The sequence below is a fragment of the Pseudomonas sp. F2 genome (assembly GCF_057174385.1).
Map to the genome: position 1 here is coordinate 552,131 of NZ_CM169904.1, position 12,360 is coordinate 564,490.

At 61.5% G+C, this 12,360-nt stretch carries 11 protein-coding genes and 1 pseudogene; 5 read left to right on the plus strand and 7 right to left on the minus strand.

Annotated elements, in window-relative coordinates; all coding sequences use genetic code 11:
• Window positions 1-148: 148 nt before the first annotated feature.
• From codA to AC193Q_RS02355, 5 genes are all read right to left on the minus strand, one after another.
• A complete protein-coding gene (codA, locus tag AC193Q_RS02335; protein WP_047295146.1) occupies window positions 149-1,396 on the minus strand; it encodes a cytosine deaminase in 1,248 nt (415 codons plus the stop codon).
• A gap of 14 nt (window positions 1,397-1,410) precedes the next feature.
• The gene (gene codB / locus AC193Q_RS02340; protein WP_483879103.1) at window positions 1,411-2,682 is read right to left on the minus strand and encodes a cytosine permease; all 1,272 of its coding nucleotides are present in this window, start codon (window positions 2,680-2,682) and stop codon (window positions 1,411-1,413) included.
• Window positions 2,683-2,925: 243 nt separating this feature from the next.
• Window positions 2,926-3,738: an alpha/beta fold hydrolase gene (locus tag AC193Q_RS02345; RefSeq protein WP_483879104.1), complete on the minus strand. Its 813-nt coding sequence runs from the start codon at window positions 3,736-3,738 to the stop codon at window positions 2,926-2,928.
• 198 nt (window positions 3,739-3,936) lie between these two features.
• Window positions 3,937-4,293, minus strand: coding sequence for a 6-carboxytetrahydropterin synthase QueD (queD, locus tag AC193Q_RS02350; protein ID WP_003223505.1), 357 nt, complete (start codon window positions 4,291-4,293; stop codon window positions 3,937-3,939).
• Between the two features lie 95 nt (window positions 4,294-4,388).
• Window positions 4,389-5,468, minus strand: a complete 1,080-nt coding sequence (locus AC193Q_RS02355) for a patatin-like phospholipase family protein (protein WP_047295142.1) — start codon at window positions 5,466-5,468, stop codon at window positions 4,389-4,391.
• 216 nt (window positions 5,469-5,684) lie between these two features.
• Here AC193Q_RS02355 and AC193Q_RS02360 point away from each other — a divergent pair, with 216 nt between their 5' ends.
• From AC193Q_RS02360 to AC193Q_RS02375, 4 genes are read left to right on the plus strand one after another with little or no spacing between them, the layout of a single operon-like run.
• Window positions 5,685-5,993, plus strand: coding sequence for a PepSY domain-containing protein (locus AC193Q_RS02360; protein WP_108182228.1), 309 nt, complete (start codon window positions 5,685-5,687; stop codon window positions 5,991-5,993).
• Window positions 5,993-6,304 carry a PepSY domain-containing protein gene (locus tag AC193Q_RS02365; RefSeq protein WP_041070842.1) on the plus strand — a complete coding sequence of 104 codons (312 nt, stop codon included), beginning with the start codon at window positions 5,993-5,995 and terminating at the stop codon, window positions 6,302-6,304. Before AC193Q_RS02360 ends, AC193Q_RS02365 begins: the two co-directional genes overlap by 1 nt.
• A 3-nt stretch (window positions 6,305-6,307) precedes the next feature.
• Window positions 6,308-6,976, plus strand: coding sequence for a response regulator transcription factor (locus tag AC193Q_RS02370; protein WP_041070845.1), 669 nt, complete (start codon window positions 6,308-6,310; stop codon window positions 6,974-6,976).
• Window positions 6,973-8,286: a sensor histidine kinase gene (locus tag AC193Q_RS02375; protein ID WP_483879105.1), complete on the plus strand. Its 1,314-nt coding sequence runs from the start codon at window positions 6,973-6,975 to the stop codon at window positions 8,284-8,286. The genes AC193Q_RS02370 and AC193Q_RS02375 overlap by 4 nt, the downstream gene beginning before the upstream one ends.
• A gap of 125 nt (window positions 8,287-8,411) precedes the next feature.
• On the opposite strand, the gene AC193Q_RS02380 is transcribed toward AC193Q_RS02375, so the two are convergent.
• Both AC193Q_RS02380 and AC193Q_RS02385 read right to left on the minus strand, forming a co-directional pair.
• Window positions 8,412-9,167 (minus strand): methyl-accepting chemotaxis protein, encoded by a 756-nt coding sequence (locus tag AC193Q_RS02380; protein WP_371262551.1) that lies wholly within the window; start codon window positions 9,165-9,167, stop codon window positions 8,412-8,414.
• A 102-nt stretch (window positions 9,168-9,269) separates the two neighbouring features.
• A pseudogene (locus AC193Q_RS02385) lies at window positions 9,270-10,658 on the minus strand (PDC sensor domain-containing protein); the annotation flags it as partial.
• Between the two features lie 266 nt (window positions 10,659-10,924).
• On the opposite strand from AC193Q_RS02385, the gene AC193Q_RS02390 reads away from it, so the two are divergent.
• Complete coding sequence (locus tag AC193Q_RS02390; RefSeq protein ID WP_041070854.1) at window positions 10,925-12,241, plus strand: Na+/H+ antiporter family protein; 1,317 nt, start codon at window positions 10,925-10,927, stop codon at window positions 12,239-12,241.
• Window positions 12,242-12,360 lie beyond the last annotated feature (119 nt).

Below are 12,360 nucleotides of genomic sequence, written 5' to 3' on the forward strand. Positions count from 1 at the left end.
TGGCAAGCCAGCTCCCACAGGGCAATGCATAGCCATGCAGGATCGCGAGCATTCTGTAGGAGCTGCCGCAGGCTGCGATCTTTTGATCTTGTTTTTAGAATCAAAAATAAAGATCGCAGCCTGCGGCAGCTCCTACAGGAAATGGCGGTCAATCAAGAGGGCTGCTGAACTCCACCACCGGCATTTTCCGCTGCATCAGCACTTTTCCGTCACGAATCGAATACAGCGGCAGCCCCTGGCTGCGGATCACTTCGTAATCGCTGTCCGCCGACAGAATCAGCAGGTTGGCCGGGCGCCCCTGTTCCAGTCCATAACGTTCGCCCAGATGCATGGCTTTGGCGCTGTTGTCGGTGACCAGGTCCAGCGCATTCTGCAGATTCCGGTAGCCGAGCATATGGCAGATGTGCAACCCGGCTTCGAGTACGCGCAGGATGTTGCCATTGCCCAGCGGGTACCACGGATCGACGATTGAATCCTGGCCAAAACACACGTTCATCCCGGCCTCCAGCAGCTCGTTGACCCGGGTCACGCCCCGGCGTTTCGGGAAGTTGTCGAAACGCCCCTGCAAGTGAATGCTTTCGGTCGGGCACGAGACGAAACTGATCCCGGAATGACCGAGCAAACGGAACAATTTCGCGCAGTAAGCGTTGTCGTAAGAGCCCATCGCCGTGGTGTGGCTGGCCGTGACCCGCGCGCCCATGTCGCGGCTGCGGGCCTCTTCGGCGAGTACCTCAAGAAAGCGCGAATGGGGGTCATCGGTTTCGTCGCAATGCACATCGACCAGGCAACCGGTGCGTTCGGCCAGGTCCATCAGAAACTTCACCGAACTGACGCCCTGATCGCGGGTGTACTCGAAATGCGGAATGCCGCCAACCACATCGGCGCCCATGCGAATCGCTTCTTCCATCAGCTCGCGACCGTTGCGGTACGACTCGATGCCTTCCTGTGGGAACGCGACGATTTGCAGGTCGATCAGATGCCGGGTTTCTTCACGGACTTCAAGCATCGCCTTCAGCGCGGTGAGCTGCGGGTCGGTGACGTCGACGTGGGTGCGCACGTGCTGAATGCCGTGAGCGGCCAAGGCTTGAATGGTCTTCCTGGCGCGGGTTTTGGTGTCTTCTTCGGTGATGGTGACCTTGCGTTCGCCCCAGCACTCGATGCCCTCGAACAGCGTGCCGCTCATGTTCCAGCGCGGTTCGCCAGCAGTCAGCGTGGCGTCGAGGTGGATGTGTGGCTCGACAAAGGGCGGCACCACCAGATTGCCGCCGGCGTCGAGGTCGCCGGGGTTGAGGCTCGGAGCTTCGGTCTGGCGGCCGATGCTGCGGATCAGGCCGTCTTCCAGGTGCAATTCGTGCAAACCTTCCTGGTTGCGCAGTCGGGCGTTGATGATGTGCATCAGGCAAATCCTTCTTATAAGTCTGGTAGTGGCGCACTGGCGCGACGGGCGCCGAGCAGGCCGGTGACGATGACATACGTTAGCGCGGCGGCGGCAATCCCTACCAGCGGCGCGACCCACGGCGAGTGGAACGCGGCGAGCGTACCGACCGCGTAAGCCCCCAGCCCCGGCCAGTTGAACGCCGGCAGCCGTGTGTCGGCCAGACGCGGATAGCGCCCGCGCCAGCGGAAGAAAAAGTCGGCCATGATCACCCCGCCAATCGGTGGAATCACCGTGCCCAGCAGGATCAGGTACGGCACCAGCATGTCATACATGCCCAGCAGCGCGAGCAGGGTGCCGATCACCGCGCCGGCCAGGGTCACGGTCTTGCGCCGCCCGGTGCGCAGCAGGTTGCAACCGGCGACGGCGAAGTTATAGATGGTGTTGTCCTGGGTGCTCCAGATATTCAGCAACAGCATGGCCATCGCGGCCATGGCGAAGCCTTGCAGCAACAACACTTCAACCACGTCGGGCTGCTGATAGACGATTGCGCCGTAGGCACCGATCAGCACCATCAGGCCATTGCCGATGAAAAAACCGATCAGGCTCGCCAGCACGGCAACCCGTGCCGAGCGCGAGAAACGTGTCCAGTTGGTGGCCTGCGTCGCGCCGCTGACGAAGGTGCCGAACACCAGCGTGATCGCGGTCGACCAGTCCAGCGAACCGCTCGGCACCACCGCCAGCAACCCATCGAGGCCACCGACTTTCACGGTCGCCACCCACATCGACAGCATCAGCAGCAACATCATTGCCGGCACCGCGATGTACGAGAGGATCTCCAGGCCGCGATAACCGACATACGCCGTGGCGCAGAACCCCAGGCCGAACAGCACCATCAGGCCCAGCACCGTGCCTTGCTCCAGCGCGAAGTATTTGCCAATCACCACCGCGGCGGTTGCAGTGCCCCAGGCGTACCAGCCGATCTGGGTAAATCCCAGGATCAGGTCACTGAGTTTGCTGCCGACCTCACCAAAACAGAAACGCCCCATCAGCACCGAATTAAGGCCGCTTCTGAAGGCGATGTAACCCAGACCTGCCGCGTACAGCCCGAGCAGCAGGTTACCGACGATGATCACCGCCATCATCTCGCCAAAATTGAAGGCCACGCCGAGCTTGCCGCCGGCAAACATGGTTGCGGTGAAAAATGTGAATCCCAGTAACACCATGGCGGTCGAGGCCAGGCCTTTTCGCGCATGCATCGGGACTTCGCTGAGGGGGTAGTCGTTGCCGGGATCGTTCTGCGTCATGGGGCGTTCCTTGCTGAAGAGGGGGGGACGCGAAGCAGGTTGCAGTGGTCGTGCCAAATCCGGTTGGCGCGGATTATGTATAGACGAGACACGTGGATTGGCGCGAAAGCGGTGCAACCGAATGCACCCGAGCCCAAAGTGGGAGCGAGCCTGCTCGCGAAGGCGGCGAGTCAGGCGACATCTGCAATGGCTGATATTCCGCTTTCGCGAGCAGGCTCGCTCCCACAAGGGCTGGGTGTTGGGTCAGAGGAATCTGAGCAATGCAGCGACGATCGCTTCCGGGGCGTCCTCCTGAACGAGGTGGCCGGCGTTGGGGATCGGGTGAAATTGTGATCCCGGGATCATCTGGTATAACGCCCGACCCCGTTCGATGGGAATCCACTGATCGACTTCACCCCAGAGAATCTGCACCGGGCAGCGGATGCTCGGGTACAGCGGTTCGGCCTCGCAGGTGTAGCGTTCGTCCATCTGCGCAATCTGCCGATAGAACGCCGCTTGCCCGGGATCGCCGAGCCACGGTTGCACGTAGGGCGTCAGTTCAGCGTCCGGGATGTCGCGGTGAATCGCCCCGCGAATGTAAGTCGGGACGATCGCGCGCTGAATGTAATCCGGCAGGCCGCTGAACGCCGCTTCATGCTTGCGCACATGCTGCACGAACGGCGATCCCCATGGCGTCAGCGCCACCGGATCGATCAGCGTCAGGCTGCGGTAGTCCTTGCCATTGAGCAAATGCGTGCGCAACGCGGTGGCGCCGCCGAAGTCATGGGCGACTACGTCCGGGCGCTGGATGTTCCAGTGATCGAGCAACTGCGCGAGAAGTTGATTCTGTACGCCGAGGGAAACGTCGGCGTCCGGTTGTGCGGAGCGTCCGTAACCCAGCAGGTCGAAATAATGCACCCGGTGACTGGCAAAGAAATGCGGCGCGATGCGATGCCACACGTACGATGAAAACGGCGTGCCATGCACGAACACCAGCGGCGGGCCTTCACCGCGCACGGCGTGGCGCACCGGATGCCCATTGAAATCGAAGACCTGATCCAGTTGCCAATCCGTCATCGGCCTGTCCTCTTGGCGGGTTTGAGCCAAAAAGCATAGGCATAAAAAAACAGCCGCGAAGGCTGTTTTCTATTTCCCTGACAACACACTCTTCCCTGTAGGAGCTGCCGCAGGCTGCGATCTTTTGATCTTGTTTTTAAAGATCAAGATCAAAAGATCGCAGCCTGCGGCAGCTCCTACAGGGGGATTTGTGTTCAATCATTCACCGCGATAGATGCAACCGCTGGTGCAGGTCTCGTGAATGCGGATCGCGCTGAGTTCCGGCAGCAGAGGCTTCATTTCATTCCAGATGAATTTGGCCAGCACTTCGCTGGTCGGGTTTTCCAGGCCAGGAATGTCGTTCAGGTAGTTGTGATCCAGACGTTCGTACAGCGGCTTGAAGATCGCCTTGATCTCGGAGAAATCGCGGATCCAGCCGGTGTGCGGATCGAGGTCGCCGCTCAGGTGAATCGCCACCTTGAACGAGTGGCCGTGCAGGCGTCCGCACTTGTGGCCGTCCGGGACGTGCGGCAGGCGGTGGGCGGATTCGAAAGTAAACTCTTTGAAGATTTCCACAGTGATTTCGGCTCTGTTCAGGTGGCGTTCGCCGCAGCGATTCGGGCAGGCGGCGAGTTTACCAGCTTGTGTTTGGCGATGCGGGAAAACACTGACTAAAGGGTCAGCAAGCGCTCGGCGAGGCGACCGCTGGCGGTCAATTCGAGAAACTCGTCGCCCAGGCGGCGGCTTTCGTCCATCGCCGCGTGCCAGTATTTCTGCCGGCTCGGCGCATCGCCCATGAAGCGCTTGAAGTCGTTACGATCCGGCAGTTTGCCGTAGGGCAGGCGCGCCAGATAGTCCTTCGAAGGCGCCAGTAACAGCACGTCCTGCAAGCGCTCGACCGAGGCGCGGCGCCAAGGCAGGGTCTTGTCAAACCAACCCGGGATCACCCGGTCGGTGAAGTGTGGATAGAGCACGATGCCATCGCCGCTGTAGGGCAGGTCGAGGTGATAATCGAGCAGACCGCCATCGCGGAAGGTGCCGGCACCGGCACCCGGCAGGTCGCGCACGCCTTCCATGACCATCGGGATCGAACCGGACGCCAGCAGCGCCTGGCGCAGGTTGCCCGCATTGAGGGCGACAAAGCGTGACGGAAAGTCATTCAACGCATTCACCGGTGGGGCGAGGCGCGGATCGTGAACGATCAGGCGTTCGAAGTGCCGCGACAGCCGTGCGCGACCGCGCAGGTTATCGGCGATCACCGAGCCCAGCGCCAGGCCGAGGCGACCGCGATGATCGTCGGCCAGGCGTCCGTGGCTTTTCACGACCATGATGTTCAGGCGGTAGTCGGCGTTGTTGAGGATGCTGGCGTCGCGGCCGTCGAGCAGGTCATTGAGCATGCGCTGCGAGCTCGCGCTGATCTCGGCCATGGTCACGCCTTTGTTGAAATTCTGCTCGGCGTACAACTGGCCGAGGCGGCGGATGCCTTCAGCGGCGTCCGGCAGGCAGGCGCTGGCGAAGCGCCAGGAACCGACCGAGGCACCGATCAGCGAGCGCTCACGCGGCGCGCTCGGCAGCCATTCGCCGAACAACGCCAGGTCCAGCCCCTGAATCCCCAGCGCCTTCGGCCCTCCGGCCGCACCGGGCAGGGTGCCGACGTCGGCGGCGTTCAGGCCTTCGGCACGAATGCGCGCCATGGCCCGAGGGCCGGCCTTGAGGGTGAGGGCGGGGAACTTGATGTGAATGGCAGTCATACCGGTCTCGATCGTTAGCAAGCGAACAATTATAAGCACATGTTACCGATCTCTGTAGGAGCTGCCGCAGGCTGCGATCTTTTGATTTTTAAAGGCAAGATCAAAAGATCGCAGCCTGCGGCAGCTCCTGCAGGGCAATGATGGCAATTCAGTTTCAGTTAAGTTGATCCCGCTAAGGTGCCCACCGTAGCTGCACATAAAAATACGGAGACATCCATGAAAACCCTGACTGCCCTGTCCATTGCCGCGATCATCGGCCTGACCGCCAACCTCGCCCATGCCCGCGATCTTGGCCCCGACGAAGCCCTGCGCCTTCGCGACGCTGGTACTATCGTCTCCTTCGAGAAGCTCAACGCCACGGCGCTGACCAGACATCCGGGGTCGACCATCACCGATACCGAGCTGGAAGAGCAGTACGGCAAGTACGTCTACCAGGTCGAAATGCGTGATCCACAAGGGCTGGAGTGGGATCTGGAATTAGACGCGGTGACTGGGCAGGTTCTCAAGGATCATCAGGATACGTAATGAAGGTTAATGTTCGCGCCACCAGCCGCACGGCGTTGGCGCTTGTGATTGTTTGCTCGGCGGCGATGGCCCGCGATCTCGATCAGGACGAGGCGCTGCGGCTGCGGCAGCAGGGGGTGATCCTGCCGCTGGAGCAGGTGCTGCAACAGGCGCTGGATCGCTACCCCGGCGCGAAACTGCTGGAAGTCGAGCTGGAGGAAAAGCACGACGTCTACGTGTATGAAGTCGAGCTGCTGACCGTCGAGGGCGTGGCGCGCGAGCTGCACCTGAAGGCCGATACTGGCGAATTAGTTAAAGACAAGGAAGATTGACCGATGCGTTTGCTTCTGGTGGAAGACCACGTGCCGCTGGCTGACGAATTGATCGCCGGCCTGCAGCGCCAAGGCTACGCGGTGGACTGGCTGGCGGACGGACGCGATGCGGTGTATCAGGGCAGCAGCGAGCCGTATGACCTGATCATTCTCGACCTTGGTCTGCCTGGCGTTCCCGGGCTGGAGGTGCTGGCGCAATGGCGCGCCGGTGGCCTGTCGACCCCGGTGTTGATCCTTACCGCCCGCGATTCCTGGGCCGAGCGCATCGAAGGCCTGAAGGCCGGCGCCGATGATTACCTGACCAAACCGTTTCACCCTGAAGAGCTGCACCTGCGCGTGCAGTCGTTGCTGCGCCGTTCCAAGGGCCAGGCCAACCAGCCGACGCTCAAGGCCGCCGGCCTGCATCTGGACGAAGGTCGCCAGTGCGTGATTCGTGACGGCAGCGAGATTCAGCTGACCGCCGCCGAATTCCGCCTGCTGCGTTATTTCATGCTGCACCCGGAACAGATCCTGTCGAAAACCCACCTCGCCGAGCACCTCTACGACGGCGAGACCGAGCGTGACTCCAACGTCCTCGAAGTCCACGTCAACCACCTGCGGCGCAAGCTCGGCAAATCGGTGATCGAAACCCGTCGCGGCCAGGGTTACCTGTTCGGCGGGCAGGCTTCGTGAGGTCGATCCAGCGCCGTTTGAGCCTGGGTTTGATCAGCGTGATGGTGATCGTCGGCCTGGTACTGGCGCAAACCAGCCTGTGGTTGTTCGAAGTCGGTTTGCAGCGTTATCTCGAAGCCGGCCTGCGCAACGACAGCGAAAGCCTGCTGGTGGCGCTGGTGCGTGGCCCGCAAGGTTTGCAACTGGATGAGCGGCACCTGTCGCCGGCCTATCAGCGACCGTTTTCCGGGCATTACTTCCGCATCGATTTTGCCGACAGCCACTGGCGCTCGCGTTCGCTGTGGGATCAGGATCTGCCACTGCTGGAGCACCCGGGTTTGCACAGCAATTTGCAACTGGGGCCGGACGGTCAGCAGTTGCTGGTGTTGCGTTCGGATTATCGGCGTTTGGGGCAGTCAATCTCCATCAGCGTCGCCCAGGACTACACCCCGGTGCGCGAGAGTTTCCAGCGCATGCGCCAGATCGGCCTCGGGCTGGGCCTGGCCGGCTTGCTGCTGATTCTGCTGCTGCAACGGTTGACGGTGCGTCGCGCGCTCAAGCCGCTGGAACGCGCGCGCGAGCAGATCGCCCAGTTGCAACAGGGCCAGCGCTCGCAACTGGACGATCAGGTGCCGGTCGAGCTCGAGCCGCTGGTGGCGCAGATCAACCATTTGCTGGCGCACACCGAAGACAGTCTCAAGCGCTCGCGCAATGCATTGGGCAATCTGGGACATGCGCTGAAGACCCCGCTGGCGGTGCTGCTGAGTCTGGCCTCGAACGAAAAACTCGACGCCCATCCGGAGCTGCGCAAGATCCTCAAGGAGCAACTGGAGCAAGTTCAGCAGCGGCTCAATCGTGAACTCAATCGGGCGCGTTTATCCGGTGATGCACTGCCCGGCGCGCTGTTTGATTGTGATGCGGAACTGCCGGGGCTGCTGGCGACGCTGAACATGATCCACGGCGAGCATCTGGCGTTGAGCTACGTCGCGCCGCCGGGGCTGCAATTGCCGTGGGATCGCGAGGACTTGCTGGAGCTGCTCGGCAACCTGTTGGACAACGCCTGCAAATGGGCGGATGCCGAGGTGCGGCTGAGCGTGATCGAACGAACGGACGGCTTCGCCCTGAGCGTGGAAGACGATGGCCCGGGGATTCCCGAAGAACAGCGCACTCAGGTGTTCAGCCGTGGCACGCGGCTCGACGAGCAGACTGACGGGCATGGTCTGGGGCTGGGGATTGTCCGGGATATTGTCGAGACGTGGGGCGGGTTGCTGGTGCTGGGCGAGAGCGAGTGGGGCGGGTTGAAGGTGGTGATCGAGTTGCCCAAACGCTAACCCCGGTTCCCCACAAACCCCCTGTAGGAGCTGCCGAAGGCTGCGATCTTTTGATCTTGGTTTTTAAAAAATCAAAGTCAAAAGATCGCAGCCTGCGGCAGCTCCTACAGGCGAGGGTGATGCAGTCAGACCCGGAACTGATCCATCAGACTCTGCTGCTGATTCGCCAGGCTGTTCAGCGACTGGCTGACCCGCGCCGACTCGTTGGCCTGTCCGGACAGCGACTCGGTGACGTCGCGAATGGTCGCCACGTTGTTGTTGATCTCCTCGGCCACCGCGCTCTGTTCTTCCGCCGCGCTGGCGATCTGCAGATTCATGTCGCTGATCACCGTCACCGCATCACCGATCTGGCGCAGTGCGGTCACCGCTTGACCGACCTGCTCGACACTGCCCTGCGCCTGACGATGGCTGTTGCCCATCGAACCGACCACATCCTGGGTGCCGGTCTGCAGTTGTTCAATCACCTGACGGGTTTCTTCCACCGACTCTTGCGTGCGGCGGGCGAGGTTGCGCACTTCGTCGGCGACCACGGCAAAACCGCGCCCGGCTTCACCGGCACGCGCCGCTTCGATTGCCGCGTTGAGCGCCAGCAGGTTGGTCTGTTCGGCGATGGCGCGGATGGTCTCCAGCACGGTACCGATCTTCTCGCTGTTGGCGGCCAGGCCTTCGACCTGCACCATCGCTGCGCTCATGTCGGCGGCGAGGGTGTCGATGCTCGCGGTGGTGCGGTCGATCACGGTCAGACCCTGACGGGTGGCGCGGTCGGCGTCTTTGGCCGCTTCGGCGGCTTGCGCAGCACTGCGCGCAACATCCTGCGCGGTGGCGCTCATTTCGTGGGATGCGGTGGCGACCTGATCGACCTGACGGTATTGCTGCTCCATGCCGGCGCTGGTCTGAGTCGCGATGGCCGAGGACTGGTCGGCGGTGTTGCGCGCGTCCTGCACCGAGCGTTTCACTTCGGCGATGATCGGTTGCAACTTGTCGAGGAATTTGTTGAACCAGCCGGCCAATTGGCCGAGTTCATCTTTTTTGTCGTAGGCCAGGCGGCGGGTCAGATCGCCTTCGCCACTGGCAATGTCTTCAAGCATGTTGGCCACGCCGAGGATCGGTCTGGTCACACTGCGTGCCATCAGCCACACCAGCAACAGGCCGATCAGCGCCGCAAGCACGCCGAGGCTCAGTTCGATCAGGGTGCCGGAGTGGTTGCTCGCATCCAGTTGCTGCTTGAGTGCTTCGGCGCGGCTGACCAGCACCTTTTCCGGCACGTCGAGCAACACGCCCCACGACGGGCCGCCGGGGATCGGCTGGAACGGCGACAGCACTTTCAACTGGCCGTTGCTGTGCAGGCTGCTGACGCTGCTGCTGGCGCCGAGTTGACGCAGCAGTTCGGCGCCACTGACGGTGTCCACGGCATCCAGACGTTTGCTCAGCTTGCTGGCGTCCGGGCTGTAACCGGCGAGCAGGCCGGTGGGGCTGATGATGCTCACGGCGGTCTGGCCGTCGTAGAGTTTTTTGCTCGCGCCCTGACTGATCGCCTGCAGGCTGTTGAGATTGATGTCCACCGACAGCGAGGCGATGACTTTGCCGTTGACCATCAGCGGAAAGACGATGCTGGTCATCAGCACGTTCTGGCCGTCGATCACATAAAAGTACGGTTCGATCACGCACGGTTTGAGCGTGGTGCGCGGGCAGGTGAACCAGGCATTGGCCGCCTGACCGCTGGGCCCGGTGCTGGTGTCGGTCATGTCGCTTTCCGGCAGGGCCATCGAGGTGACTTTGCCGGGAGTCGGCTGCGACCAGTACAAGGCGAAGCGGCCCTTGTCGTTGCTGCCGAGTTCAGCCTGACCGGCGAACAGTTCATCCTTGCCATCCAAGGCGTTGGCTTCGAACACCAGCGACAGACCGAGCAGCTCCGGGTTGGCCTGCAGCGCGGACTTGACCTGACGGGTCATGTCTTCGCGCAGGTCGAAGGCGTCGAGAAAGCGCTTCTCGGCCTGCTCGCGCAGGAACAGCACCTGACGCGAAAAACCGTGACCGTACTGATAGGCGTCCATGAACTGCTGGCGAATCCCGGCAGCCTGCACTTCGCCTTGCGATTCAATGCGCGCCTGGGCCGACTCGGTCAGCATCTCCATGCTCGAAGCCTTCACCAGCTCGGAGCTGTGCTCCATGCGATACAGCGAAAGACCCACCAGCAGGGTCACGATGCCCGCCAGGCACAGGCCGGCGAGCAGGGTGATTTTCCATTGAATGGAAAGTTGTCTGAGCGACATGGAGACGTCCTTATTCGATAAATATCTGAGACTTTGCACTGTAACGGCCGCGTTTCGGCTTTCTTTATTGTTCAAGCGCAATATGACCGATTGCCGCATGCAACCAATCCCCTGTAGGAGCTGCCGAAGGCTGCGATCTTTTGATTTTGATTTTTAAAAACAAGATCAAAAGATCGCAGCCTTCGGCAGCTCCTACAGGGTGGTTCATCGGTTGTTGCATTCGGTTGCTTTGACACCATCGCCACTCTGCGGCACAGTGCGCGCCCTTCTAATAAGACCCTCTTTGCCAATCCGCCGGTTAACCGTTGGCGGACTCATCCTGTCTGGCGGTGGTGATGTCATCGCCGTGTTTTTGAGGTAATGAAATGAATGCAGTGATTGCTGCGGTCGGCATCATGCTGATCCTCAGCCTGTCCCGTGTGCACGTGGTGATCGCCCTGATCGTCGGTGCGCTGGTCGGTGGCCTGACCGGTGGTTTGGGCATCGATGCCACGCTCAAGGCGTTCAACAGCGGTCTGGGTGGCGGCGCAACCGTGGCCTTGTCCTACGCATTGCTGGGTGCGTTCGCCGTGGCGATTGCCAAGTCCGGCCTGGCCCATGCGCTGGCCGACAAGGCGCTGGCGATGGTCGATCGGCAACACGCGACCGGGGGCGGCAGCGTCAAATGGCTGCTGATCGGCCTGCTCTGGGTGGTGGCGATTGCCTCGCAGAACATTCTGCCGATCCACATTGCGTTCATTCCGCTGCTGGTGCCGCCACTGTTATATGTGTTGACCAAGCTGCAACTCGATCGCCGGTTGATCGCCTGCGTCATGACGTTTGGCCTGATCACTCCGTACATGTTCCTGCCGGTGGGCTTCGGCAACATCTTCCTCAATGAAATCCTGCTGGCCAACGTCGCGCGCAGCGGCGTCGACATCAGTGGCATCAACGTCACCCACGCCATGGGCATTCCGGCGCTGGGCATGCTGTTCGGCCTGGCCATGGCGTTCATCAGCTACCGCAAGAAACGCGTCTATGATCTGCAGAAAATCGAGCAGGTCGAGCAAGTGGCCGTGCAGTACAACCCGCTGAGCCTGATGATCGCCGGTGTGGCGATTGCGGCGGCGTTCATTGTGCAACTGCTGTTGGACTCGATGATTATCGGGGCGCTGGTCGGTTTCCTGATTTTCTCGGTGTCCGGCATCGTCAAGTGGCGTGAGACCGATGACCTGTTCACCGAAGGCATGAAGATGATGGCGATGATCGGTTTCATCATGATTGCCGCGTCCGGGTTCGCCGAAGTGATGAAGGCCACCGGGCAAGTGCAGACCCTGGTCGAATCGTCGGCGTCGTGGATCAATCACAGCAAGGGCATCGGCGCGCTGTTGATGTTGCTGGTGGGGCTGCTGGTGACCATGGGCATCGGTTCGTCGTTCTCCACCGTGCCGATTCTGGCGGCGATTTTCGTGCCGCTGTGCGTGCAACTGGGTTTCAGCCCGCTGGCGATTGTCTGCATCGTCGGCACCGCCGGGGCCTTGGGCGACGCCGGTTCGCCCGCCTCGGACTCGACACTCGGTCCGACCTCCGGCCTGAACATCGACGGCCAGCATCACCACATCTGGGACACCGTGGTCCCGACCTTCCTGCACTACAACCTGCCGTTGCTGGCGTTCGGCTGGGTGGCGGCGATGGTCCTCTGACACCCTGAAAACTGTGGGAGCTGGCTTGCCAGCGATGGCGTCGGCACATTCAATATTTATGTGGCTGACACACCGCCATCGCGGGCAAGCCCGCTCCCACAGGGAGATACAGTGTCTGC